The organism is Caloramator sp. Dgby_cultured_2 (assembly GCF_028872215.1).
GTDB lineage: Bacteria > Bacillota > Clostridia > Clostridiales > Caloramatoraceae > Caloramator > Caloramator australicus.
Window position 1 is genome coordinate 2350435 of sequence record NZ_CP118396.1, and the last position, 23898, is coordinate 2374332.

Annotated in this window: 39 protein-coding genes, 3 pseudogenes and 1 CRISPR repeat array (1 of these 43 only partly in view); of the genes and pseudogenes, 41 read left to right on the top strand and 1 reads right to left on the bottom strand. The window is 31.1% G+C overall.

Translation table 11 applies throughout. The features are described 5' to 3' along the window. A CRISPR array of direct repeats spans nucleotides 1-461; the repeat unit is 30 nt; unit sequence GTTCTTAGCCTACCTATGAGGGATTGAAAC (it extends 232 nt beyond the left edge of the window). A gap of 22 nt (nucleotides 462-483) precedes the next feature. From PWK10_RS16390 to thrB, 26 genes and pseudogenes are all read left to right on the top strand, one after another. Then, nucleotides 484-1259, top strand: a pseudogene (locus PWK10_RS16390) (ADP-ribosylglycohydrolase family protein). A 114-nt stretch (nucleotides 1260-1373) separates the two neighbouring features. Further along, complete coding sequence (locus tag PWK10_RS16395) at nucleotides 1374-1916, top strand: hypothetical protein (protein ID WP_274766773.1); 543 nt, start codon at nucleotides 1374-1376, stop codon at nucleotides 1914-1916. After that, a complete protein-coding gene (locus PWK10_RS16400) occupies nucleotides 1913-2071 on the top strand; it encodes a hypothetical protein (protein WP_274766774.1) in 159 nt (52 codons plus the stop codon). Before PWK10_RS16395 ends, PWK10_RS16400 begins: the two co-directional genes overlap by 4 nt. A 41-nt stretch (nucleotides 2072-2112) precedes the next feature. After that, a complete protein-coding gene (locus tag PWK10_RS16405) occupies nucleotides 2113-2487 on the top strand; it encodes a hypothetical protein (protein WP_274766775.1) in 375 nt (124 codons plus the stop codon). Nucleotides 2488-2520: 33 nt separating this feature from the next. Beyond that, the gene (locus PWK10_RS16410; RefSeq protein WP_274766776.1) at nucleotides 2521-2691 is read left to right on the top strand and encodes a hypothetical protein; all 171 of its coding nucleotides are present in this window, start codon (nucleotides 2521-2523) and stop codon (nucleotides 2689-2691) included. Between the two features lie 150 nt (nucleotides 2692-2841). Then, the gene (locus PWK10_RS16415; protein WP_274766777.1) at nucleotides 2842-3171 is read left to right on the top strand and encodes a hypothetical protein; all 330 of its coding nucleotides are present in this window, start codon (nucleotides 2842-2844) and stop codon (nucleotides 3169-3171) included. A 373-nt stretch (nucleotides 3172-3544) separates the two neighbouring features. Continuing rightward, a pseudogene (locus PWK10_RS20190) lies at nucleotides 3545-3816 on the top strand (Cas10/Cmr2 second palm domain-containing protein); the annotation flags it as partial. A gap of 6 nt (nucleotides 3817-3822) precedes the next feature. Next, nucleotides 3823-3975 carry a hypothetical protein gene (locus PWK10_RS16425; RefSeq protein ID WP_274766779.1) on the top strand — a complete coding sequence of 51 codons (153 nt, stop codon included), beginning with the start codon at nucleotides 3823-3825 and terminating at the stop codon, nucleotides 3973-3975. Nucleotides 3976-4010: 35 nt separating this feature from the next. Beyond that, the gene (locus PWK10_RS16430) at nucleotides 4011-4244 is read left to right on the top strand and encodes a hypothetical protein (RefSeq protein WP_274766780.1); all 234 of its coding nucleotides are present in this window, start codon (nucleotides 4011-4013) and stop codon (nucleotides 4242-4244) included. An 82-nt stretch (nucleotides 4245-4326) separates the two neighbouring features. Beyond that, a complete protein-coding gene (locus PWK10_RS16435; protein WP_274766781.1) occupies nucleotides 4327-4761 on the top strand; it encodes an RAMP superfamily CRISPR-associated protein in 435 nt (144 codons plus the stop codon). Nucleotides 4762-4774: 13 nt separating this feature from the next. Continuing rightward, the gene (locus PWK10_RS16440) at nucleotides 4775-5038 is read left to right on the top strand and encodes a hypothetical protein (RefSeq protein WP_274766782.1); all 264 of its coding nucleotides are present in this window, start codon (nucleotides 4775-4777) and stop codon (nucleotides 5036-5038) included. A gap of 32 nt (nucleotides 5039-5070) precedes the next feature. After that, on the top strand, nucleotides 5071-5853 hold the full coding sequence (locus tag PWK10_RS16445) for a hypothetical protein (protein WP_274766783.1): 783 nt from the start codon (nucleotides 5071-5073) through the stop codon (nucleotides 5851-5853). 78 nt (nucleotides 5854-5931) lie between these two features. Continuing rightward, nucleotides 5932-6240, top strand: a complete 309-nt coding sequence (locus tag PWK10_RS16450) for a hypothetical protein (protein WP_274766784.1) — start codon at nucleotides 5932-5934, stop codon at nucleotides 6238-6240. 181 nt (nucleotides 6241-6421) lie between these two features. After that, nucleotides 6422-7018: a type III CRISPR-associated RAMP protein Csx7 gene (gene csx7, locus PWK10_RS16455; protein WP_274768341.1), complete on the top strand. Its 597-nt coding sequence runs from the start codon at nucleotides 6422-6424 to the stop codon at nucleotides 7016-7018. Then, nucleotides 7011-7802 carry a type III CRISPR-associated RAMP protein Csx7 gene (gene csx7 / locus PWK10_RS16460; RefSeq protein ID WP_274766785.1) on the top strand — a complete coding sequence of 264 codons (792 nt, stop codon included), beginning with the start codon at nucleotides 7011-7013 and terminating at the stop codon, nucleotides 7800-7802. The genes csx7 (PWK10_RS16455) and csx7 (PWK10_RS16460) overlap by 8 nt, the downstream gene beginning before the upstream one ends. Continuing rightward, nucleotides 7786-7950, top strand: a complete 165-nt coding sequence (locus PWK10_RS16465) for a hypothetical protein (protein WP_274766786.1) — start codon at nucleotides 7786-7788, stop codon at nucleotides 7948-7950. Before csx7 (PWK10_RS16460) ends, PWK10_RS16465 begins: the two co-directional genes overlap by 17 nt. 35 nt (nucleotides 7951-7985) lie before the next feature. Next, on the top strand, nucleotides 7986-8375 hold the full coding sequence (locus PWK10_RS16470; RefSeq protein WP_274768342.1) for an RAMP superfamily CRISPR-associated protein: 390 nt from the start codon (nucleotides 7986-7988) through the stop codon (nucleotides 8373-8375). Then, complete coding sequence (locus tag PWK10_RS16475; RefSeq protein WP_274766787.1) at nucleotides 8297-8653, top strand: hypothetical protein; 357 nt, start codon at nucleotides 8297-8299, stop codon at nucleotides 8651-8653. The genes PWK10_RS16470 and PWK10_RS16475 overlap by 79 nt, the downstream gene beginning before the upstream one ends. A 180-nt stretch (nucleotides 8654-8833) precedes the next feature. Then, nucleotides 8834-9028: a hypothetical protein gene (locus PWK10_RS16480; RefSeq protein ID WP_274766788.1), complete on the top strand. Its 195-nt coding sequence runs from the start codon at nucleotides 8834-8836 to the stop codon at nucleotides 9026-9028. Nucleotides 9029-9565: 537 nt separating this feature from the next. Next, nucleotides 9566-10561, top strand: coding sequence for a hypothetical protein (locus tag PWK10_RS16485; protein WP_274766789.1), 996 nt, complete (start codon nucleotides 9566-9568; stop codon nucleotides 10559-10561). A 26-nt stretch (nucleotides 10562-10587) separates the two neighbouring features. Next, nucleotides 10588-10746 (top strand): tetratricopeptide repeat protein, encoded by a 159-nt coding sequence (locus tag PWK10_RS16490; RefSeq protein WP_274766790.1) that lies wholly within the window; start codon nucleotides 10588-10590, stop codon nucleotides 10744-10746. 37 nt (nucleotides 10747-10783) lie between these two features. After that, entirely contained in the window at nucleotides 10784-10996 is a 213-nt protein-coding gene (locus PWK10_RS16495) for a hypothetical protein (protein WP_274766791.1), read from the top strand. Nucleotides 10997-11001: 5 nt separating this feature from the next. Then, nucleotides 11002-11277, top strand: coding sequence for a hypothetical protein (locus tag PWK10_RS16500; RefSeq protein ID WP_274766792.1), 276 nt, complete (start codon nucleotides 11002-11004; stop codon nucleotides 11275-11277). Nucleotides 11278-11404: 127 nt separating this feature from the next. Beyond that, nucleotides 11405-11818, top strand: a complete 414-nt coding sequence (locus PWK10_RS16505) for a hypothetical protein (RefSeq protein ID WP_274766793.1) — start codon at nucleotides 11405-11407, stop codon at nucleotides 11816-11818. Between the two features lie 441 nt (nucleotides 11819-12259). Next, a pseudogene (gene thrC / locus PWK10_RS16510) lies at nucleotides 12260-13739 on the top strand (threonine synthase). A gap of 1 nt (nucleotide 13740) precedes the next feature. Further along, nucleotides 13741-14622, top strand: a complete 882-nt coding sequence (gene thrB, locus PWK10_RS16515) for a homoserine kinase (RefSeq protein WP_274766794.1) — start codon at nucleotides 13741-13743, stop codon at nucleotides 14620-14622. Between the two features lie 85 nt (nucleotides 14623-14707). Here the strand turns inward: thrB and PWK10_RS16520 are convergent, their stop codons facing one another. After that, on the bottom strand, nucleotides 14708-15034 hold the full coding sequence (locus PWK10_RS16520) for a hypothetical protein (protein ID WP_274766795.1): 327 nt from the start codon (nucleotides 15032-15034) through the stop codon (nucleotides 14708-14710). A gap of 180 nt (nucleotides 15035-15214) precedes the next feature. On the opposite strand from PWK10_RS16520, the gene PWK10_RS16525 reads away from it, so the two are divergent. The 15 genes from PWK10_RS16525 to PWK10_RS16590 all read left to right on the top strand — a co-directional run bounded on the left by PWK10_RS16525 (nucleotide 15215) and on the right by PWK10_RS16590 (nucleotide 23743). Next, nucleotides 15215-15817, top strand: a complete 603-nt coding sequence (locus tag PWK10_RS16525) for a TetR/AcrR family transcriptional regulator (RefSeq protein ID WP_274766796.1) — start codon at nucleotides 15215-15217, stop codon at nucleotides 15815-15817. Between the two features lie 5 nt (nucleotides 15818-15822). Next, entirely contained in the window at nucleotides 15823-17931 is a 2109-nt protein-coding gene (locus tag PWK10_RS16530; RefSeq protein ID WP_274766797.1) for an efflux RND transporter permease subunit, read from the top strand. 2 nt (nucleotides 17932-17933) lie between these two features. Beyond that, complete coding sequence (locus tag PWK10_RS16535; protein WP_274766798.1) at nucleotides 17934-18068, top strand: hypothetical protein; 135 nt, start codon at nucleotides 17934-17936, stop codon at nucleotides 18066-18068. 92 nt (nucleotides 18069-18160) lie between these two features. Next, nucleotides 18161-18289, top strand: coding sequence for a hypothetical protein (locus tag PWK10_RS16540; protein ID WP_274766799.1), 129 nt, complete (start codon nucleotides 18161-18163; stop codon nucleotides 18287-18289). A gap of 347 nt (nucleotides 18290-18636) precedes the next feature. After that, complete coding sequence (locus PWK10_RS16545) at nucleotides 18637-19395, top strand: hypothetical protein (protein WP_274766800.1); 759 nt, start codon at nucleotides 18637-18639, stop codon at nucleotides 19393-19395. A gap of 122 nt (nucleotides 19396-19517) precedes the next feature. Further along, nucleotides 19518-20090 carry a hypothetical protein gene (locus tag PWK10_RS16550; protein ID WP_274766801.1) on the top strand — a complete coding sequence of 191 codons (573 nt, stop codon included), beginning with the start codon at nucleotides 19518-19520 and terminating at the stop codon, nucleotides 20088-20090. A 109-nt stretch (nucleotides 20091-20199) separates the two neighbouring features. Then, nucleotides 20200-20673, top strand: coding sequence for an ECF transporter S component (locus PWK10_RS16555; RefSeq protein ID WP_342455560.1), 474 nt, complete (start codon nucleotides 20200-20202; stop codon nucleotides 20671-20673). Further along, entirely contained in the window at nucleotides 20652-20798 is a 147-nt protein-coding gene (locus PWK10_RS19040; protein ID WP_342455561.1) for a hypothetical protein, read from the top strand. The genes PWK10_RS16555 and PWK10_RS19040 overlap by 22 nt, the downstream gene beginning before the upstream one ends. 63 nt (nucleotides 20799-20861) lie before the next feature. Continuing rightward, nucleotides 20862-21191 carry a CbiQ family ECF transporter T component gene (locus tag PWK10_RS16560; RefSeq protein ID WP_274766802.1) on the top strand — a complete coding sequence of 110 codons (330 nt, stop codon included), beginning with the start codon at nucleotides 20862-20864 and terminating at the stop codon, nucleotides 21189-21191. Nucleotides 21192-21232: 41 nt separating this feature from the next. After that, complete coding sequence (locus PWK10_RS16565) at nucleotides 21233-21535, top strand: energy-coupling factor transporter transmembrane component T (RefSeq protein WP_274768343.1); 303 nt, start codon at nucleotides 21233-21235, stop codon at nucleotides 21533-21535. An 85-nt stretch (nucleotides 21536-21620) separates the two neighbouring features. Continuing rightward, nucleotides 21621-21821, top strand: coding sequence for an ATP-binding cassette domain-containing protein (locus PWK10_RS16570; RefSeq protein ID WP_274766803.1), 201 nt, complete (start codon nucleotides 21621-21623; stop codon nucleotides 21819-21821). Nucleotides 21822-21862: 41 nt separating this feature from the next. Further along, on the top strand, nucleotides 21863-22207 hold the full coding sequence (locus PWK10_RS16575) for an energy-coupling factor ABC transporter ATP-binding protein (RefSeq protein WP_274768344.1): 345 nt from the start codon (nucleotides 21863-21865) through the stop codon (nucleotides 22205-22207). An 8-nt stretch (nucleotides 22208-22215) separates the two neighbouring features. After that, nucleotides 22216-22470, top strand: a complete 255-nt coding sequence (locus tag PWK10_RS16580; RefSeq protein ID WP_274766804.1) for a hypothetical protein — start codon at nucleotides 22216-22218, stop codon at nucleotides 22468-22470. Then, nucleotides 22454-23248, top strand: a complete 795-nt coding sequence (locus tag PWK10_RS16585) for an energy-coupling factor ABC transporter ATP-binding protein (RefSeq protein WP_274766806.1) — start codon at nucleotides 22454-22456, stop codon at nucleotides 23246-23248. Before PWK10_RS16580 ends, PWK10_RS16585 begins: the two co-directional genes overlap by 17 nt. Before the next feature lie 123 nt (nucleotides 23249-23371). After that, on the top strand, nucleotides 23372-23743 hold the full coding sequence (locus PWK10_RS16590) for a hypothetical protein (protein WP_274766807.1): 372 nt from the start codon (nucleotides 23372-23374) through the stop codon (nucleotides 23741-23743). Nucleotides 23744-23898 lie beyond the last annotated feature (155 nt).

The window sequence follows — 23898 nt, forward strand, 5'->3', positions numbered from 1 at the left end:
CGATTTCAAGAAACGAACTTTACGGGCTTTTGCGTTCTTAGCCTACCTATGAGGGATTGAAACTATCAATCATGGATAAAAGAAAATTGGCTATTTTAAGGTTCTTAGCCTACCTATGAGGGATTGAAACTACCAAATTTACATGATGTGCCATTTGGAAGTATTGGTTCTTAGCCTACCTATGAGGGATTGAAACCTAAATGTTGAGCATAAACTTTTTTGTCCTTTCGGTTCTTAGCCTACCTATGAGGGATTGAAACCTTTCTCTTCTCCTTTTCATCGATAATTTTCCCTAGTTCTTAGCCTACCTATGAGGGATTGAAACTTGCTTGAAGAACCTAATCCATTTATGACAATGCAAATGTTCTTAGCCTACCTATGAGGGATTGAAACCCCTCTATAAGTTGTCCACCACATTCGCAAGTGTTTTCGTTCTTAGCCTACCTATGAGGGATTTTTTATTTTTTAAGAGGAGATGGTTTTGTGCTGGGAGCTATTATTGGTGATATTGTAGGTTCGAGATTTGAATTCCATAATAAGAAGACAAAGGACTTTAAGCTTTTTAATCAATATTCGCATTTTACAGATGATACTGTTCTAACAGTTGCTACTATGGATGCATTATTAAATAAAAAGCCCTTCGATGTTACATATAAGGAATGGTTTAGAAAATATCCCGATGCGGGTTATGGAAGTAAATTTATAAGTTGGGGATTATCAGATGGATTTAAACCTTATAACAGCTTTGGAAATGGTTCAGCTATGAGAGTTAGTCCAGTAGGATTTTATTATGACAGTGAAGAAGATGTCTTAAAAATGGCTCAAGAAAGTGCAAAAGTTACCCATAACCATCCTGAAGGAATTAAAGGAGCTCAGGCTACAGCTTTGGCTATATTTTTGGCAAGAAAAGGTGCAACAAAGGAAAAAATTAAAGAGGAAATAGAAAAAGATTTAATTATTATTTGGATGAACCTTTAGATAGCCTTAGAACATGGTATAGGTTTGATGTTAGCTGTCAAGGGTCAGTTCCTCAGGCTATAAGGGCATTTCTTGAATCTGAAGATTTTGAAGATGCTATAAGAAATGCAATTTCAATAGGAGGAGATAGCGATACTATTGCTTGCATAACAGGAGGAATAGCAGAGGCATATTACGGTTCTATATCTGAAGATTTAAAGATGGAGGCTTATAAAAGGCTTGGCAGTGATATGATCAACACAATAGAGAGCTTTTATAACTTATTAAATGGTGCAAAATAATATGAATTATATTTTGTTTAAAATATATTTTAGTTAAAATTTAGATATTTTAGAAGGATTTTTGGTTATTATGTAGAAAAATAAATATATGGATAAAATTGGGTGGTGGTTTTTATGGGGAAGATAATCTTTTCTACTGTAGGGACATCTATTTTTACAAATATTATGAAAGAAGATAAAAATTTTCAAGAGCTTTATAGAAGTTATACTCAAAATGATGAAAAAGAAGAAAAGATAAAAAGTTATGTTTGGAGCATCATTAAAAGTCAACAAGATAAAGATAAGATATCTGCTGAAATAAAGAGCTTAAATAAAATAGGAGTAGCAGATGATGATATCCTATACTTCATAGTTACAGATACAAGGGAATCAAGGCTTGCAGGAGACATACTTTCTGAATACTTCGAAGTTACATTTAATGCAACATCTAAAGTCTTATCTATTACAAATCTTGTGGTAAACGATTCGGTAAAGTTCGAACGGGAAGGAATCAAAAATCTCATCGAAAAAATTCTTGAAATCATCGAACAAAATCCCTATGCAGAAATAATATTTAATCCAACTGGAGGATACAAAGGTGTTGTCCCATATTTGACTATTTTAGGCATGATTTACAACAAAAAATTGCCTACATATTTGAAAACACCGATAATTTGATAGAACTTCCTCCAATACCTTTAGAATTCAATTATGATTTGATAAAAGAAAATGAAGAAAGATTTGATCGACTATGTAAAGAAGGTGCTTTAAAGGAGGAAGAGTTTTTTCAAGGAATTGATTTTGCAATAAGGGAGATTTTAATTCATTATTAATACATGATGGTGGGTATGTAACGCTGTCAGGGATTGGGTTAATGTTATATAGAAAATATAGAGCGGTTAATGATAAGGAATTCATTTATTTATCAAAGCAGGCTATGAAATTCTTAAATCGTATTTCGGATAGAACAGATAGAGAAAAAATATTATCACTTCTTAAAAAATTATTGAAGGAAGATATAAGAAATAATTATATCCACACTAATTTTGATACTTCTATTACGGATTGTAAGGTGTTTAAGATGCCTGCTACAAGTGAAAGAATATTTTATTATCTTAAAGGAGAAATTCCATGGGTATGTGAAATTGTCCCTGACCATGATGAGTATATGAGGGAACTTGGTAATAAGGGAATATTTAAGTCAAATTATACATGTTTTGAAAAACTTTATTTTGAAGACGATGATTGATTAAATATTTGCTTTTTAGGAGGTAGAAATAATATGGCTTTTTATCCTGCAAAGATTGATGATTCGTATAAAAGGATAAATGATTTTTCGGATTTAAAAAATATTTATTATCATCTTAAAAGTTACGAAGACGTAGTATGGAACGAAAAGAATATAAAGAGAATAAGCCTTCTGTTGCCGATGCGGCTAAGATATATGTTTTAATTTCTTATTTAAAGACGATGGATAAATCAAATTTTGATAGAAAAAGGCTTATATGAGCTTTTTCTCAGATGAAGCGGATGATATAAAAAATTTATTATAGACGGCTTAAATGGCATCCAAAGTCAGCTTTTTAAAGATATAAAAATCGATGTGATCAAAGGTTCTATATATAAGATAAAGAAATATTTCTTAGAGAATAAAAAGATAAAAGATATAAGAGGGGCAAGTGAAATAATAGAGTATCTTAACATAGATGTTACTTTAAATATTGTAGGTGAAAAATTTATAGAGGAATGCGTAATTTATGCAGGAGGAGGCAATGTATATATTGTTTTACCTGAAGGTAAAGGCAAGGATGTTTGTAAAAGGCTTGAAGAAGAGTATACCAATATTGCTCTTACTGCTATGAATGCCTTTGAATGGGAAACTACCGATTTGAACACATTTTTTATGATTATAAAAGAATATCGGGAGAATTAAACAGAAAGTTGGAATGGAGAAAAAAATAAAAATTTATCCTATAAATCCTGATAGCCAACTAGAGGAGCTAAATATAAACGGCAATAAGATTAGTCTTAAGGCAAATACTTTAAGGGAAAATGGTGTGGTATGTGATCTTTGTGCAATAAGAGATGCTAAATATTTAATAAGTTCGCCTGATGGACAAGTTCCTGTATGTCCTTCATGCTTAAGAAAAAATAGAGTTGGTAAGGATAAGAGTAATTTTGCAAATGAGTTTAAAAGCTTTACAAACAAAGAGGCTAAATCGGTTAAGACTTTGGAAGATTTAAAAGACGATAGAGGATATGTTGCAGTTATTTATGGTGATGGAAACAACATGGGTAATTATGTTATGAATATAAATAATCCTTTTGAGATGATGTATTTTAGCAGGACATTGGACTACATAACAAAAAAGTCAGTTTATGAATCCTTTGCAGAAGTTATGAAGGATGATATAAGGTTTGAAATAATTGCTCTAGGTGGGGATGACATATTTGTTATAGTGCCTGCTGTTTATGCTCTTGAGGTTTCAAAAAAATAATAGAAAAATTTGATGGAAGCTTTAAAAATAATATAACAATGTCTATTGGAGTTTGCATTGCAAAATTCAATACCCCTATAGGGAATATGTCTGATATCGCACAAAATTTGCTTAAGAATGCAAAGAAAAAGGCTAAAAATTTAAAAAATCCTGCAGGAACCGTTGATATTAAGATATTAGAGGGAAACAGCTTTATAGATTTTGATTATATCAAGGAAGGATTATTCCCTGCCACGTAAATGAGCTTGCAAGTTATTATGAAGCAATAAGAAAAATGAAGGAGAAAAGCATTCAAAAGAGCCAGTTGTATAAACTAAGGTATGCTTCTGAGACTATGGAAAGGGAAGAATTTGAACTATTTTATCTATATCAAAATGCCAGAACAATAAAGGAATTAAACAAAATCGTGACTGAAATGTTTAGAGGGAGAACCTTTACAGGTTTAGTTAATGGAGTATATTCACCATGGGCTGATATTTGTATGTTATGGGATTATGTAAGGTGGTGATTGGTATGGTTAAGAAGGTTTATGAGATTGTGATTGAAATAAAGACTCCTTTTATCATTTCTTCAGGTAACATAGAAGGGAAATGATAGATAAAGCAACCGTAAAAATGAATAACAAGCCCTTTATCCCAGGTTCAACTTTAAAAGGTAAGGTTAGGGATAATCTTTTGATGATTCTTAAAAGTAAATTAAATGAAGACAAGGCAGAAGAATTGGTTAGTAGACTCTTTGGAAGTAAAGGCTATTGTCCTTCAAAAATTTATTTCACTGATCTACTTCCCGAAGAAGAAAAAGGAACTAATGTTAGATATGGAGTTGCTATAGACAGATTTAGAAAAGTATCGAAGGATAAAGCGTTATATTCCTTTGAGACCGCAGATATTGGAATATATAAGGGTAAAGTTGAGGCCTATATTGATGAAGAAATAGATTTGGAAGAACTTATTATGGCCTTCAAAATGATTGATTTTATTGGAGGCTCAAAAGTAGGGGATGCGGAAGATGTAAAGTGGATATAAGGGAGGTGAAGGCATGAGAATTATTGCTGAATTTTTATCGCCTTTGTTAGTCGGGACTAAAAAGCTCTCGAGCAATTACATAGAAGGGGCAGATTACATTGCAGGGGATGTTATGCGGGCAGCTTTTGCAAGAACGATTTTAAACAATTGTAAAGAATTTAAGAATGATATTGTTGAAGTTGAAGGCCAGCAAAAAGAAATTGGGTTTATTTTAGAAATGGAAATGGATGCAAAAACTGTGATTTTTTATCCGTTTGCAAAAAGTTTAAAGATATAAAGTTTTCATTTTTCTATCCAACTGGAACTGATGTGCTTCCATTGACAGCGATGAAATGCAAAAATAATGATGAACATAGGTTTGTAGATGTTTTGACGGATGAAGCCAAATGCAAATTATGTCCAGAGGGAAATAATAGGGTTGAGTTTATATCCGGGCTTGTAAGGGATAACAAAATATTTAGGCCCTATAAAAAGGTTTTTACAAGGACTGCAATTAATACCTATACAAAAACAGCAAAGGAAGGAAATTTGTTTTCTTTGATTCCTATTGTTGCAACGAAAAGGGTTAATGATTCTTTAGAATGTAAATTTGAAGGCTATATTGATGGCATTACAAAGGAAGAGCTAAAGCTATTTGAAAATATAAGGGTTGGAAGTTATATATCTTCGGGTTTTGGAATGGCAAAGCTTTCAATAGGTGAAGAAAAGGAAAAGGATAATAAGGAAAATGTAAAAATGAAAATTAAAAGGTTTAATGAAAGGTATAAAAATAAAAAAGAAGATAAAACTTATTTTGCATTAAAGTTAGTTTCGGACTGTAAGCTGGATTTTGAAATAAATGATAAATATTATTCAACGGAGGAATATAAAAATTTGTGGAAGGATCTATTAAATATTGGCAGCGATTACGATATAGATGTGGCGTATTTAGAAACTATAAATTATAGAGGTTATGACACATCTCAAAATAAAGAAGACAAAAGGGAAAGGGCAATTATACATGTTTTAAAGGGAAGTGTTTTTGTTTTGAAGACTAATAATGATTTAGACAAAATTTATGATGATTTTTTCAAAAATCCATTTTTGGTTTAGAAAACAATAACGGTTTTGGCAAATATGAGGTTTATTGTGGAGGTGTAAGGTGATGGAAAAAAGCAAATTCTTCAGAAGGTGGAAGAAGTAAGAAAGACAAATTTTTTAAATAATAAAGATATTGGAAGTACAAATATTAAAAGCTTATCGGCGATGGTTTTAAATGCTGATTGTTATGAGGAGATAGAGCTTTTTATAAAGTATAAGACCGGTAAGGGAAATGGATGGGAAAAAACTTTGCCAAATTCAAAGCAAAAATTTGGAGATTTTATAATAAATAAAATTAGAGAAATAAAAAATGTATCAAAGGATGACAAGGAAGCCATTAAAAATATAAGTCTTTTCTTTGGATATTTGTATTGGTTAAAAAGAGGGTTAGAGGGTTAAGAAAAAGAATAATAACTCAAAAAGGGGATGATTAGATGTTGCACGATAAATTTGTGAATAAATATATAGTTACAGGGATTTTGGTAAATAACACTCCTTTACATATCGGAGGAGGGAGGATGAGTTTACCCCCAATGCTGTTGACAACAGCGTTGTAAGATATAAAAATGGTGAACCTTATATACCGGGAAGTTCCCTTAAGGGAGTTTTAAGGTCTTATATAGAAAGGATTTTAAACAGCGGATATGACGAAAGGTTTAGTTCTTGTTTTATTGTAAATGAGGAATGTTTAAGCGATAAAAAATTGGAAGCACTTAAAAAGGATTCAAAGAATGAAAAGGATTTTGCAGAAAAAATCTATGATAATATGTGCACAGTATGTAAAATATTTGGTTCTAAGTATTTTGCATCTAAAATTCATATAAGCGATGCGGTCCCAATTGAAAAAATTTATACAGGTAAAAGGGATGGCGTTGCAATCGATAGGGATACATTAACAGCAGCGGATGGGAAAAAATATGATTTTGAATATGTATCACCCGGTTCAAAATTTAACTTTTATATGACGATAGACAATTTAGAAGAAGCGTATGAGGATATTTTAAAGTTAATTATAAACCTTTTAGCAAAGGGTGAGATTAAAATAGGCGGAAAAACTTCAGCAGGACTTGGGGATGTTCAGCTTAAGGATTATAAGGTTTATAAAATAACGGATAAAAATTTAAAGAAATATCTTTTAAACGGACCTTCTGAGGAAATGAGGTGGCAAAATGTTTAAAAAGATATATAATGAAGCGATTATAACTTATACTTTAAAGACTAAAAGTCCTCTTTTTATAAGGTCAGGCAAGGAGGAAGGATTAGATCCTACTAAAGAGGATAATACTTTCATAACTGTTCATAAAGATGGACAAGTAATTCCATTTATGCCTGGAACTAGTATTAAGGGAGTTTTTAGGTCGAGGGCAGAAAAATTACTGCCTAATAGCTGTAACTTGTTTTCAGGAGCTTGTTTAAACCAAAGTGACATGAAAAATAAGAATGGAAACGAAAGGTATAAATTAAGCTGTCCTGCCTGCAAAATGTTTGGTTCTACGGCTTTGAAAAGCAGGGTGTTATTTTCGGATGCTTATCCTGTTGGAAAATACTTTATAGGTTCAAGGACTTCGGTTGCTATAGAAAGGATATCTGGTGCGGCAAAACAAGGAGCTTTATTTAACATGGAATATGTAGAGGATGCGGAGTTTAAAGGGGAAATAAGGCTGCAAAACTTTTTTAAATGGCATATAAAAACACTTGTTGAGGTGTTTAAGGATATTAATAATGGCTTTGTAACTTTTGGAGGATTAACTTCAAAGGGATTTGGACGTATGGAAGTTAAGGAATTTAACATTAAATTAAGGTATTATAATAAAGGATTATCAAACAATAATTATGCGGATAAAGGATTTTATATAGAAAGAGAAATAAATAGTTTAGATGAATTGGATGGACTTTTAAGGAATATCCAGTTAAATGATAATGAATTAAGAAAGGGCGATTTGAATGAGCAAGCCATATAGTTTTGTTCCCTTTTTGGATTATAAGCCGTATAACGAAGATGGAAACTTAGAGGGTATAATAAAATTAAAAATTAAGGTTTTGACCCCGGTTCATATATCTTCGGGTAAAATAGATGAACATAATGGAAAGATTTACAAAAATTTTTAAGGATAAACGGTGAGGTTACTATTCCGGGAAGCAGTATAAAGGGATGTGTAAGAAGCATAGCAGAAGCAATATCCTATAGCTGTTATCAACCGGGTAAACAGGTTCGATATAATAAATTACCAGATGGTAAGACAAATGATCGTTTGAAGGATTGTATAATATGCAAGACATTTGGAAGTATGGGCAGGAAAAGCAAAGTAATATTTAGTGATTTTAAAATGACAAAAGGGAGTATGGATATCATTGGATTGCCTAATTTATATGCACCTCATATTGAAGAAAAGTTATATTTGTTAAACGGAAAATATAAAGGATATAAATTTTATTATCATGGAATTTCATCAATTTGCGAAAAAGGCACAATATTTTTGAATTTGCAAAGGAAGGCGCTGAATTTGAAGGAGAGGTTTATTATAATGGTTTAACTCAAAAGCAATTAAAGCTACTTTGTTATTCTTTAGGACTTAACGGCGATATTCAACCTAAAATAGGATACGGGAAACCTGCATATTATGGGAGTGTTAAATTTTTGGTCAGAGACTCCGATGAACAAGACAAATATAAAAAATATGCCAATCAATACTATAATGAATCCGATGCTAATATTAGAAAAAACATAGATAGGCTGAAGACTATATTAAGTTATAACAATGCTAAAAGAGTTTCAGATTGGACACAGAATGGTAACATAAGAACTTATTAAGGTTGGTGGTTGGATGGATAAGAAAAAATTATTAAAGGAAGCAGAATCCATGGTGAGTTTCACCCAAAGAAAGCAATATTCTAATTTTTTGACCATATATTAAATCTTATAGAAATAGCAGAAAACAGCTCAGAAGATGAAACAGAAAGAAAACAGAAATTTTTGAAGCTGCTAAGTCTTTTGAAGGATGACAAAAATATATCTATTTTAGGTGGAGGGAAGCAGGTAAAACAAGGTTTGAAGGATTTTATTGAAAATCATATTATGGTAAGGAAATATAGTGATTATCAAATAGCAAATCCAAGGTTACAAAATTTAAGCTTGACTGAATTAAAATATGTGTTTGGATGGGCAAGAAGACTTGCAGGCAAATAAAAGTCGCCATTTGGCGACTTTTATTCTTCTTGTAAATAGTGCAAAAAATATGAATATTATTTTTAGTATGATATAATTGAAACTTTATTTGAGGAAGTGAAGATTTATGTATTTAATATTAAAAGTTCCCCATTTCATGACTTAAAATCAGGCCAATTTTATTTAAATCAAAAAATACAGAGATTGTGTTATCTAAATTTCCAGGGATTCAAAAATTAGCAGCCAAAGATATTAAACGTGCTTTTGCCTTTTATAATGGTAAAAATATGGATAGCAAGGTATATTCCATTATTGTTAACAATATCGCTATTTCTACAAACGGGATAAGTATAAGATATAATATTGTGTTAAAAAATGAAGAATATTTTAACTCTACTTTATTTTCTAAATCACTATATTATTACTTAATAAGCGAAGGTAAAATAAAAAAGAAGAATTTATGCCTAATATTATTTTACTTGATAATAATGGCTGGCTAGCTGTTTTAAATAATATGAATAAAAATGATTTGAAAAAGATGAAGATGATATAGGAAGTATGTTTGCTCAAAATAATTGGGAAGGAATATATAACAAATTTAAGCCAATTGAAAATATAGATAGAAGCAAATATTGGAATAATCATGAAATTTTATCTATGATAGGGTTTGCTATATCAAAATTATCATACTTAAGTGATGCTGATAAGGAGTGTTTAAATAATATAAAAAAGAAGGAAAAAATACTTAAAGAAAAGAAAAAGTTAAGGGAAGAAGCTGAATTTATATTTAAAAGGTGTATTGAAATTGATAAGGAGAATAAGGCGAGATATTTGTCTAACATAGCTTATATTAATTATCATTATTTACAAGATGCTATTAATAATAGAAAGTTTAAATTAGAATCAACCGAGGATCTTCTTACTTATTTTAATAAAGCTGAAAGATATTTTAAAGATGCATTAAAACTTGATGATACAAGAATTAAAGAGTGGTATAGATTAGGATACCTTATGCTAGAATGCTATGGGAAAATTGTGGTAGATACTGATGAAGTCTTTAAAAGACAAATGGAAGGTATAGACTATTTGAGAAAAGTTATAAATTTATGGAGAGAACTATCGGAAGATGAGAAGAAAAGATGTAAATATGAATATATAAATTCGCTATACAATATATCCAAATTTTATCAAGAAGCTTTAAAATCTTTCTGGAGTAATGTTAAAAGGAGATTACAAGGTAATTTGTTAAACACAAATTTGTTTTCTAAAAACCATATCGATCCTAAACAAGGACTATGTTATGCAAAAGAGTATTTAGAAGAATGTTTTAAGGATCAATATGAACAAGATATAAATGAAGTTATAGATAAAATTACTCATGAAGATATAATGAAGACATATGATAATTGGAAAATTGAAGCGATTGATTTGCTATATAGATTAGGGCTTTTGTATTTTATGATTTATTGGTATTTGATAGACATAAATTGTAAAGATATAGATAAGCTGAATTCATATATAAATAAATCCAAAAATGTTATGAATTATCATTGAAATTAAATTGGAAAGAAAATAAATCTATGCAAAGGGATTTTATAGAAGAAAGGTTTGCTAGGCTTTATATAACTATTGGTCAATATGACAAGGCTATAAATTTGTTAGAAAAATATAGGGATAAATACAAAGATAAGGAATCAAAAATATATTTTAGACACATTAGATTTGGCTGTATATCTTAATATAAGAAAAAGAGTGGTATAAAAGGGGTGGGGATAGATGATATTATTAGACGATAAAATACATGTTGAAAAGGATGACCTTAGAAGAATATTTTACATTAAGGATGAAGATAAGGAAGTTCCTTTTTATATACAAAATGCAATTGTTGATTTGATTTTTGAAGAAGGTGGCTTTAAAAGAAAATACAATGATCTTAATGACTTGGAGTTAATAGAAGATAAATTTATTAAAAGGTTATTAATATTATAGATAATTTGTATAAGGTTCCTTCTAAAACCGATTATTCTGATAAGTATATAACGTATATTTGGTATTATTTGCCTAATAATATGTATAAAGTTTGGCAGCCTCTTGTTGATTTGCTTATAGTTGGAGAATTGAAAAATAAAATAAAGGTATTGGATGTTGGAACAGGTCCTGCTACTCTGCCTTTAGGGATTATTGAATTTTATAAAATAATTGCTGAGAATTTAAAAGATAAGGAATTTGTTATTTGTTTTCATTTAATTGATTCGCAAAAAAATTCATAGATTACGCTAATTATTTAATAAGTAAGGTTTTATTGCCTAAAAATTTAAGAGTTCAAGTTAATAGTTTAGTAGCAAATGTAAAGGATGATTCTATAATAAAAAAGATTTTAAATATGATATTATCAGCATGAGCAATTTCATAAACCATTTTGAGCATGAAAAAGATTTTGATGCCTTTAAATTATTAAAAAATTTAAGGGATAATTTAAACGACGATGGATCCTTAATTATCATTGAACCAGGTAGCGAGTTTGAATGTATAAGTTTTAAAAAAATCAGAAACAAATTAGTTAATGAAGGAATATATAATATTTTCTCACCTTGCATTCCTATATGGGAAGATAGAGATAAAATAAATTGTGCATGCTTTTCTACTTATATAATGGAAGTTAAAAAGCCTGAATTAATCGAATTTTTACTTTCAAAAGGACTTAAAAAGTTTAAAAATAGAGAACATGTGGCATATAATTATACAGTTTTAAGAAAGGATGGTCTATATAAATATCGCATTGAGAGGAATAAACAGAGTTTTTTACAATAAAGGAGATATTCGAACATCAAGAAAAAGAATTTCGAGCAAATATTAAAGGTATAGTAAAGAAAAAATCTAATAAGAATTTAAGTTTTTGTATATGTGATGGAACGATGCCGAATAAAGATTATTGGATTAAAATAGATGAAAGTGCTTTAAATGATACAAAAGAAGCTATTAAAAAATTAAATATGGGAGAAAAGATAAGTATAAAAAATTGAAGGTTATTAAGAAAAAGAATAATGTTAATATGATCTTAGATATCAATTCAAAGTTACAACTATTCTATTGATGGGGACGGTTCTTAATAATTTTAAAAATTTGACAAATATGTGGATGAACTACAAGTTATTGAAGTTGTTTATAAAAATAAAAAGCCTATTAAAGCCTATTTAGGCTTTTTATTTTTGTGTTATAATTTTAAGAAAATTATAAAAATGGAGGGTTATGATGGAGTATAAAAGCACGCGGGGAATATAAGGTTAACGTCTACAAAAGCTTTAATTCAGGGATTATCTGATGATGGAGGATTGTTTGTTCCTGTTGAGTTTCCTAAGTTAGAATGGAATTTTAAAGAACTTATGAATAAAAAATATAACGAACTTGCATTTTATATTCTTAAAAATTATTTTAATGACTTTGATGAAAACACACTTTTAAATTGTATAACTAAGGCCTATGATGATAAGTTTGATACAAAAGAAATAGCTCCTTTAGTAAAGAAGGATAAGTTTTATTTTCTCGAACTATTCCATGGACCAACCCTTGCCTTTAAGGATATGGCTTTATCGTTGTTCCCATACCTTTTAAAAGAAGCAAAATTAAAAGAAAATATTAAAAAGGAGATAGTAATTCTAACAGCAACATCTGGGGATACAGGAAAGGCTGCCCTTGAGGCCTTTAGGGATATAGAGGGGATTAAGATAATAGTTTTTTATCCTTCTAAAGGGGTTAGCAACATTCAAAGATTGCAGATGACAACTCAAGAGGGAGAAAATACATTTGTTTTTGGAATAAACGGCAATTTCGATGATGCCCAAAGGGCTGTAAAGGAGATTTTTTCGGATGTTCACTTCAATGAAGAAATCGATAAAAGGGGTTATGCTTTATCCTCTGCAAATTCAATAAACATAGGAAGGCTTTTCCCACAGATAGTATATTATTTTTATGCCTACTTAAAACTTTTAAAAATGGGGGAAATATCTGAAGGGGAATATGTAAATATAGTTGTTCCAACAGGAAACTTTGGTAACATACTTGCTGCCTATTATGCAAAAAGATGGGACTTAAGGTTAATAAACTAATATGTGCATCAAATAAAAATAATGTTCTTTATGATTTTTTAAGGAGTGGAGTATATGACATTAGAAGAAATTTTTATACAACAATATCTCCTTCCATGGACATTTTAGTATCCAGCAATCTAGAAAGATTTTTATATGATGCCTGTGGTGAGGATGAGGATATAATTAGAGCCCTAATGAGGGATTTAAAAGAATTTGGATGCTTTAAGCTTTCAGAAAAATATATGGATTCTTTAAAGGATTTTTATGCTAATTTTGCAGACGATAAGGAGACATGCTCTGAAATAAGGTGGGCCTTTTTAAATCTTAGATATCTTATTGATCCTCATACTGCTGTTGCATTAAACGTTTATAAAAAGTATCTAAAGGATACCGATGACGATACAAAGACAATTATAGCTTCAACTGCAAGTCCATATAAATTCGTAGCATCTGTTTATAAAGCCATTACTTTAAAAGAGCCTTATGGTGATGAATTTATGCTTGCTGATGAATTGTCAAAGCTTACAAAAACATCTATTCCAAAACAAATAGTTGAGCTTAATAATAAAAGGGTTTTGCATAACAAGGTTATTGATAAAGGGGAAATTTATGATGTGATAAAGGATATACTTAAGGGGGATTAATATGGTTAAAGTAAGGGTTCCGGCTACAACTGCCAATATAGGGCCAGGGTTTGGCTGTTTAGGAATAGCATTGGATCTTTATTGTTATATAGAAGTCGAAGAAATAGAAAAAGGACTAGTTATAGAGGGATGTGACGATAAATTTAAAGGCGAGGATAACTTAATTTATAAATCTATGAAAAGGATATTTGAAAGTGCATCATATTCACCAAGGGGAATTAAAATAAAAGTTGATAGTAAGATTCCTATATCAAGGGGTCTTGGAAGCAGTGCTGCTTGTATAATTGGAGGCCTTTTGGCGGCGAATGAACTTGTGGGACGTGTTTATTCAAAGGAGGAAATCCTAAATATTGCAACTCAAATAGAAGGACATCCTGACAATGTAACTCCTGCTTTGGTTGGAGGTATGACGGCAGCAATTTATGAAAGGGATAGGGTTTATTATAATAAAATCAAGGTTGCAGATAGATTTAAGTTTTATGCCTTAATTCCTCAATTTACAGTTTCAACGGAAAAGGCAAGAAAGGTTTTGCCCAAGGTTATAGATTATAAGGATGCAGTTTTTAACATAGGTAGGGTTTCCCTTCTTATAACTTCCTTTATTGAGGGAAATGATAATATAAAAATAGCCTGTAGAGACAAAATACATGAGGATTATAGAAAGGAGCTTATAAGGGGCTTTGATACTATAAAAGAGAAATGTTTAGATTTAGGCAGCCTTGCAGTTTTTATAAGCGGTTCTGGATCTACTCTTATGGCTGTAGTTGATAAGGAAAATACGGATTTTAAAGCAAAAATAGAAAAGGATATATATAATTTTGAAGGAAGCTGGATAGTTAAGGAAGTAAATATAGATTATGAAGGGGCTAAAATAATAAAATAGGGCAGGTTGCCCTATTTTTGTTTTACAATATAAAGGGTATCAAACTCTAAAAAGTTAGGATAAATTTCTAATAGTTCATCAAGGATTATTTCTTTTTGGGAAAGCTATTTAAAAATTCATCAAAATCCTGTTTGTTTCCAAGAAGGACCTCAACATCCTCGTCATCGCTGTTTATAACTATAAATTTAAAATCTTTTTCTATGTTTTGTAGGACGTTTTTTACGTTGTCTATTCTGCTAAAGGAGCTAATAACTATATCGCAGGCACAATGTCCGTTGCTTATGTGATATAAAAAACCATCGTCTATTTCAACTTCCCCTGTTATATCCGTTACATATAAATTGTCCACTTCATTTTGCCTTAAAACATCCTCCGGCAATCTATTTTTGTCCTTGCAAACATAAAGTAGCACATAACATCACCTTCCCTTTTTATTTAATTATACCATAAGTTAACAATTAGTTCATAAAAATTTAATAAAACAAAATTGACTATTAGTCATTTCAGGAGTATATTAATATTGTCGAACAAATGACTAATAGTCAATTTATTTTGGGAAAAATATAAATAAAAAACAATTGGAGGATATTGTATGGTTGATACAAAAGATATTTCAAGCAAGAAAAAACTAAAGCAAATAAAACTTTTCGAATCGGCCTTTAACCTTTTCTTAAACAAAGGCTTTAACGAAACAGCAATAGATGACATAGTAAAGGATGCTGGTGTGGCAAAGGGAACATTTTATCTTTACTTTAAAGATAAATACGACATTTTAGACAGGCTCATTCTTTCAAAAAGCTGCATGGTAATTAGGGAAGCATTGGAGAAAACAAAGGAAAAACAAGAGGATGATTTTATAGAGAATATGATAAACTTTATAGATTACATCATCGAATACTTTAAGAATAACAAAAGGTTATTAAAGCTTATTTACAAAAATTTATCCTGGGGACTTTTTAGAAAGGCATTGGCAAGACCTGAGGAATATGAAGAGATGAATAATTTAAAGAACATAATAATAGAAAACTTTAAAAATAAAGGCTTTACTGAGGATGAGATTGAAAGAAATATTTTTATGATTATGGAGCTTGTAAGTTCCGTTACCTATAGTTGCCTAATTTTAAATGAACCTGAAGATATAAATAATATGAAACCATACCTTTTTAATGTTGTCCGTAAAATATTAACAAAATAAAGGAGATGGTGGACTTGAAAAGATTAGGACGCTGGATTGCAAAACATCGTATTCCTACATTGATCATCGCAGTATTTCTTTTAATTCCTTCTTTTATTGGTTTTGTAAATACGAAGGTAAATTATGATATTTTAACCTATCTTCCTAAAAATTTAGATACCATGAAGGGACAGGAAATACTTGAGAAAAATTTTAACAATGCAGCAACAGCTATGCTTATAGTTGAAAATATGCAGACGAAGGATGTTTTAAAATTAAAGGACAAGATTGAAAAGGTTAAGGGTGTGGAAAGGGTTATATGGATAAGCGATATTTTGGATTCAACAGTTCCTAAAGAATTTTTGCCTGAAGATATTAAGGAGGTTTTTTATAGGGGAAATTCAACTTTGCTTTTTATCCAATTTAACGAGCCAGCATCAAGCTTAACTACCATGAAGGCAATAGAAAGTATAAGGTCGATAGCAGACAAGGATTGCTTTCTTGCAGGCGTAGCAGCGATAATCAAAGATACTAAAGATCTTGCAGATAAAGAAACTCCAATTTATGTTCTTTTGGCAGTTATTCTTACCCTTTTAGTTTTGGCCCTTGCAATGGAATCTTATATAATACCAATAATATTTATTTTAAGCATAGGTTTTGCTGTTATTTATAACCTTGGAACAAACATTTTCCTAGGTCAAATATCCTATATTACAAAGGCATTAGCGGCAGTTTTACAGCTTGGAGTTACTATGGATTATTCAATATTCTTACTTCATAGATATGAAGAGGAAAAAAGAGAATTTGAAGATAAATCAGAGGCTATGGCTGAAGCGATTGCTTCTACCTTCTCGGCTATAACAGGAAGTTCCTTAACAACTATTGCAGGTTTTTTAGCTTTAACTGTTATGAGCCTTGGAATAGGTAAAGATATGGGAATAGTTATGGCAAAGGGTGTATTTATAGGGGTTTTAACGACGGTTACTGTTCTTCCTGCTATGATATTGACCTTTGATAAGCAGATTCATAAATATCAACACAAGGTATTACTCCCTGAATTTAATAGGACTGCTAGTTTAGTAACGAGATATTATAAAGTTTTTGCAATATTAGCTATATTAGTATTTATCCCAGCCTTTATAGGTCAGGCCAGCACAAATGTTTATTATAACTTAGATGAATCTTTACCGAAGGATTTAAAATCAGTGGTTGCAACTAATAAATTAAAAAATGAATACAATATGACAACAACCCATATGATCCTTATTAAAGATAAAATTCCTGCATATAAAGTTAGGAACATGGTAAAGGAAATTGAAAGGGTCGATGGGGTTGAAAAGGTGATAGCCTATGATAAGTTTGTAGGGAATAGAATTCCTGAAAAATTTTTACCGGAGGATATAAGAAGCTTTGCTTCAAAGAATGGGTATAAGCTTATTATAGTAACTTCAAAGTATAAGGCGGCATCTAATGAAGAAAACATGCAAATAGATAGAATAAATTCAATAGTAAAAAGCTATGATAAAACAGGTTTAGTTGCAGGTGAAGGACCCCTAACAAAGGACCTTATAGAACTGGCTGACAAAGATTTTAAAAAGGCAAGTTGGGTTTCTATAATTGCAATATTTGGAATAATTATGTTTGTATTTACTTCATTATCCCTTCCAATAATATTGGTTCTTTGCATAGAGCTGGCAATATTCATAAATATGGCAATCCCATTCTTTATGGGACAGACGATACCATTTGTAGCATCAATAGTAATCGGCTGTATTCAACTTGGAGCTACGGTGGACTATGCGATACTTTTATCAACAAGATTTAGAGAGGAAATTAGGGAAGGGCTTAATAAGTTTGATGCCATGAGGATTGCAGTTCAATCTTCGGGTAGATCAATCCTTACAAGTGCTCTATCATTTTTCTCTGCTACTATTGGTGTTGGATTAATTGCTAAGATGGACATGATTCAAACTCTTTGTAAAATGCTTGCAAGAGGAGCTCTAATTAGTATGGTTGTAATAATATTTATCCTTCCTTCTATTTTAATTATTAGTGAAGGAATTATCTCAGCTACCAGCAAAAACTGGGATAAAAAACCATCATTAAAACTTAAGCTCGCAAAGGAGAGTGAATGACGATGAAGAATTTTAAAAAATTATTAGCATCTATATTAGCTTTAATGGTTGTATTTACTAATATAGGTTATGCAGCAGTTAAAAAGATGAATCGGTTTATGTTGTTTTATCTTCAAAGGGAGAAACAAAGGATGTAATAGTTAGTGACTGGATTCATTCGGATGATATAAATGTTGAAATAAAGGATAGGTCAATATTAAATAATATTGTCAACGTTAAAGGGGATGAAGTGCCTAAAAAGGAAGGTGAAACTTTAATTTGGACTTTACAAAATAATGACCTATTCTACCAAGGAACTACTAATAAGAAGTTGCCAATAGAAGTTAATATAGACTATTATCTAGATGGAAAAAAGTAGAGCCTAAAGATCTTGCAGGGAAAAGTGGTAGAGTAAAAATAGAATTAAATTTTAAAAACAACGATGAGCATGAAGTTAAAATAGACGGAGATTATAAAAAGTATTTACGCCCTTTACAGTAGTTGCAGTTGTTAATCTACCCCTTGATAATTTTAAAAATGTAAAGGTATCTTCAGGGAGGTCTTTTCAGATGGTAATAACCAAGTAGTAACCTTTATAAGCTTTCCAGGACTTAAAGAGAGCTTAAACTTAAAGAGTAATTTATTAGATATTGACGATAAATTAATTATTGAAGCAGATGCAAAAAGTTTAGATTATCTCCAATAATGATTACAGCAACGCCTAAGATGGTAAATATCGATAAAATAGAGGGAGCAAACGATATTAATGAGCTTATAGACGGAATTAAAAAGATAAAGGAAGCAACAGAAAAGCTAAACGCTGGTTCAAAAAGACTCTCAGAAGGTTCTAAAGAGCTTTATAATAATATGAATAAGTTAACAGACGGTCTTGATAAGCTTTCTTCAGCTTCAAAGGATGTTAAGGACGGAATTCAAAGTATAGCAATTGGTGCTAAAGGTGCCTACGATGGTTCATTAAAATTAAATGAAGGTTTGAGCAAGTTAAAGGATGGGTTAGGAAATATAGAAGGTAACTTAAATGGTTTTGCAGACGGAACAGTATCTTATGCCGATAATGCTAAAAAGTTTGCAGATGGTGCTGTAAAGTTTTCAGAGGGAGCATCGATGCTTTCGGAAAATACAAAGGCATTAGAAAATGGGCTTGAGGATATAGTCAAGGCAACAGAGGAGATAAAAAATGGGGAAAATAGGATAGTTGAAGGTTTAGGCAAAAGCTTAGAGGTTATAAAAAAGTTAAAGGAATCTAAAGAAAAAGAAAATTCCTATTATGAACTTTTAATAAAAGGGATAGACTCCTTAAAAGGTTTAGTTTCCTTATTATCAAATATCCCAGGTGCAGAAGGTATAGCTGATAAGTTAAATGCTGGATTAGAGGAACAAAGAAATTATCTTCAAGCTATGTTAAAGTCGGGACAAGATTATGTTTTAGCCCTTGATGAGCTTCAAAGGGGATTTATGAAATAAAAACAGGGACAGAAAACTTAAATAATTCCCTCAAAGCCTTAAATGAAGGACAAAAGAAGGCATTATATGGTGCGAAGGCCCTTTCATCAGCTGGAGATACATTAAAGGATTATGCAATTGAGATGCAGAAGGGAAGTTTAGGACTAAAGGATGGGGCCGAAAAATTACAAAAGGGTTCAGAAAATTTAGCTGGAGGCCTAAAGCAAATAGTTCCATCTGTAGCTGCCCTTTATGAAGGTTCTAACAACCTTAAAGGTGGTCTAGATGAATTAAGTAAAGGCTCTAATAAGTTATATAGTGGTTATGATGAATTTTCAAAAGGTATAGATTCGGCTAAAGAAGGAAGTATAAAATTAACGGAAGGTGCCAAGAAACTTTCTGATGGATTAGAAGAATTCGATAAAAACTTTACTAAATACAAAGAAGAAGGAATATACAAGATGGATTCAGAAGTTAGCAGCAAGTTTGGTGATATAAATGAAATATTAAAGAGGAAGGATGAAGTTGTAAGGCTTTCTAAAAACTATGGCACCTTCTCAGGCCTTTCAAGGGACATGGAGGGAAGCGTGAAGTTTATAATGAGAACCGAAGAAATAAAATATGACGAAGTTGAAGAAGTTTCACAAACAAAGGTTATAAAAGAAAACAAGAACATCTTTGAAAGATTAATCGATTATTTAAAGAAAATGTTTTAATATATACTACCCCTTCGTGATTTAAGACAGTAATAAAAATTGTCGATATGTTTATAAAGACAAAATTAAGACCTTTGTAGTATAATAAAATCACGAAAGGGGATTTTTTATGAGTAAAAAGCTTTGGTCCTTTAAGTTTTCAACGGCATCATTGGTTTTAATTCCTGCAGCAGTTGGTATTAACTACATAGGAAAGCTTTTTGCAGGGCTTCTTAAGCTGCCTTTGTGGCTAGATTCAATTGGAACGATGCTTGCAAGCATGCTGGCAGGGCCAATAATCGGTGCCTTAAGCGGTGCAATCAACAACATAATCTATGGACTTACAATGGATCCTATTTCCTTTGTTTATGCAATAACAAGTATAGCAATAGGTATAACTGTAGGCATATTGATGTATAGGGGACTTATAAAAAATATTTATCTTGCAATTTTATCGGGAATAATAGTTGCTCTTGTTGCAGCCATCGTTTCAACACCAATAAACATAGCCTTCTGGGGAGGACAAACAGGTAATATTTGGGGAGATGCCCTATTTGCATCCCTTATGGCTAAAAATTTCCAATGTGGCTTGCCTCCTTCTTAGATGAGTTTGTTGTTGACCTTCCAGATAAGGTGGCATCTTTAGTAATAAGCTTTTTAATATATAAAGGGCTTCCAAAGAGCCTTATAAACCTTTACAGCAGCGATGATGAAATTGAAAGGCTTTAATTTTTAGAGAATATATTTGCCTTGGCAAATATATTCTCTAATTTATGTTAGGAAGGTGCTAAAATGAGGATGATGAGCTTATATAAAGATAAAGATACTATAATCCATAAAATCGATCCATTAAACAAAATACTATATATATTAGCATCAATTTTAATTACGATGCTAATTTCTGATTTTAAGATTTTAACCTTAACTTTAGTATTTTCCTTCTTGCTTCTTGCAATAGGGAAGGTTATAAAAAATGTATTTCCTATAATAAGCTTTAGTTTAATTGTTTTGATAACAATAGTTATAATCCAGGGACTTTTTAATCCTAATAATAAAATTCCTTTATTTAATATAGGTCAATTTGTTTTTTATAAAGAAGGAATCATTTATTCTTTTTATTAATCCTTAGAGTCTTAAACATATTATGTGCCTTTTCCCTTCTTATTCTTACTACAAAACCATCCGATTTAATTGAAAACCTGGTAAGAAGAGGATTATCTCCTAAGCTTGGTTATGTTTTAGCCTCCGTCCTTCAGATAATTCCTCAAATGTTATCGACAATGGATACCATTTTAGACGCACAAAGGTCTAGGGGGCTTGAGACGGAAGGAAAATTAATAAAAAGACTAAAGGCCTTTATTCCACTCATTGGTCCTGCCGTTATGAATTCTTTAATTTCAACAAGGGAAAGGGCTATGGCCCTTGAAATGAGGGGATTTAATTCAAATATCAAGAAGACCTTTTAAATGAACATAATGAAACTTCTATGGATAAATTGATAAGATATCTAATTATTGCTTTAATCATTTTTACTATAGTTTGGAGGTTAGTATGGCTAAAATAGTTGTTGAAGGTTTAAAGTATAGATATCCTTTATCGAAAAAATTGGCTTTAAACGATATTTCTTTTGAAATAAATGAAGGGGAATTTATTGGAATTATAGGTGCCAATGGAGCTGGGAAATCAACCTTTGCCAGGCTCTCACAGGTATCGTCCCTTTATTTTTTAAAGGAGCCTATGGCGGAAGGGTAATTATAGATGATGTCGAAGTTGCAAAATCTAACTTAAGTGAAATATCCTTAAAGATAGGTATGGTTTTTCAAAATCCATTTACTCAAATAACAGGCTCTAAACTTACTGTATATGAAGAAGTTGCCTTTGGGCTTGAAAATATGGGCCTTGAAAGGGAAGAGATGAAAAGAAGAATTGATGATGCTCTTATGCTTTTGGATCTATATAGGCACAAGGATAAAAATCCCTTTGATTTATCAGGAGGGCAGATGCAAAGGCTAGCTATTGCAAGCATAATTGCAATGCAGCCTAAGATAATTGTTTTAGATGAGCCAACATCTCAGCTTGATCCGCAAGGTTCAAATGAAGTTTTTAAGGCAGTTTCCGACCTTAAAAGAAGGGGATAACCGTAATCATGGTTGAACACAAGGTTGAGAAGCTTTCTGAATATGCCGATAGAATAATGCTTCTTCACGATGGAAGACTAATCGATTTTGACACTCCATCAAAGATCTTTTCGAGGGATGATTTAAAGGATTATGGAGTTGTAGAGCCTGTTTTTACAAGGTATTGCAAAAAGATAGGCTTAAAGGATGAAAGGGGATTATATCCTGTTACTTTAGATGAAGCTGTTAATTTGGTGGTGAAAAAACGTGAACATAGTAGTTAAGGATTTATATTTTTACTATAAAGAAGGAGAAGATGTTTTAAAGGGGATAAACCTAGAGTTTGATTATAGATCAACTGCAATTATAGGTCAAAACGGTGCAGGAAAGACGACCTTTGTAAAGCTTTTAAAGGGTCTTTTAAAGCCTAAAAAGGGTGATATATTTATAAAGGGATTAAACACAAAGGAAACCACAGTTGCTAAATTAGCATCTATAATAGGCCTTGTTTTTCAAAATCCAAATGATCAGATTTTTAAGAATAAGGTTTTAGATGAGGTTATGTTTGGGCCATTGAATATTGGACAAGATAAGAATTTAGCCTTTGAAAATGCTAAAAAGGCCCTTGAACTTGTTGGACTTTTACAAAAGGCTGATGAAAACCCATACGACCTTACCCTTTCTGAAAGAAAGCTAATTAGCATTGCATCAATTTTAGCGATGGATACGGATATTATAATTTTAGATGAGCCAACTATTGCACAGGATTTTATATCAAGGGAAAAGATTAAAAATATAATAAAAAAGTTAAAGGAAGAAGGAAAGCTTGTTATTACCATAACCCACGACATGGATTTTGTTGCAGAAACCTTTGAAAGGACGATAGTATTCAACCAGGGACAAGTTCTTCTTGATGGCCCAACTAAAGAAGTTTTTTCAAAAGAAGACATTTTAAAAACAGCTCATCTAGAACCTCCGTATATAACGCAGCTTTTTAAAAGATTGGGATTTAGCGAGACTGTTTTGAATTTAGAAGAGGCTTTGAACTATAAAATTTTATAAGACAATGGGGATGTGACTTCCGTCTAGAATGGACGGAAGTTTTTTATATGGAAATAATTAACTAAATAATATATAATTTGTATTAGGTAATATTTTCAAAACAATATTAATTGGGGTGATGCTATGAAGTTGAAAAAATTATTAATTTTTCTTATGGTAGCTATTTTAACTTTTACATCTTCCTATGGGGTATTGGCTGCGACTAAGACTACAAAGACTACCAAACAAACCCAAAAGAAAACAATAGTTAAGCCAACAAATACAAAAAGTTCCACTTCAAGTGTTCTTTTAAAAAGGCAAGAGACTGAGTTGAAGAATAAGATTAATACTTACAAAATTAAAACAAATGATATTAAAGCTTTAATTGAAAAGGTAAAGGAAAAAGTGACAATATTAGATGAGAAGGTTGAAGAATTTAATCCTTTACTTGATATTTATGCAGAGACTTTTGAAGTTGATGAGGAAAGCTTAAAAAGCTTTCTGAAGATGAGATAATAGATGTTATTGAAAGGGTATTAGATATGAACGATGATGGGATTATTACAAAAGATGATTTAAAGGAAGCATTAAAAGGGAATTCATTATAGACGATAACATCGATTTTGATAAAGATGATATTATTTCAAGGGAAGAAATAGTTAAAGGATTTA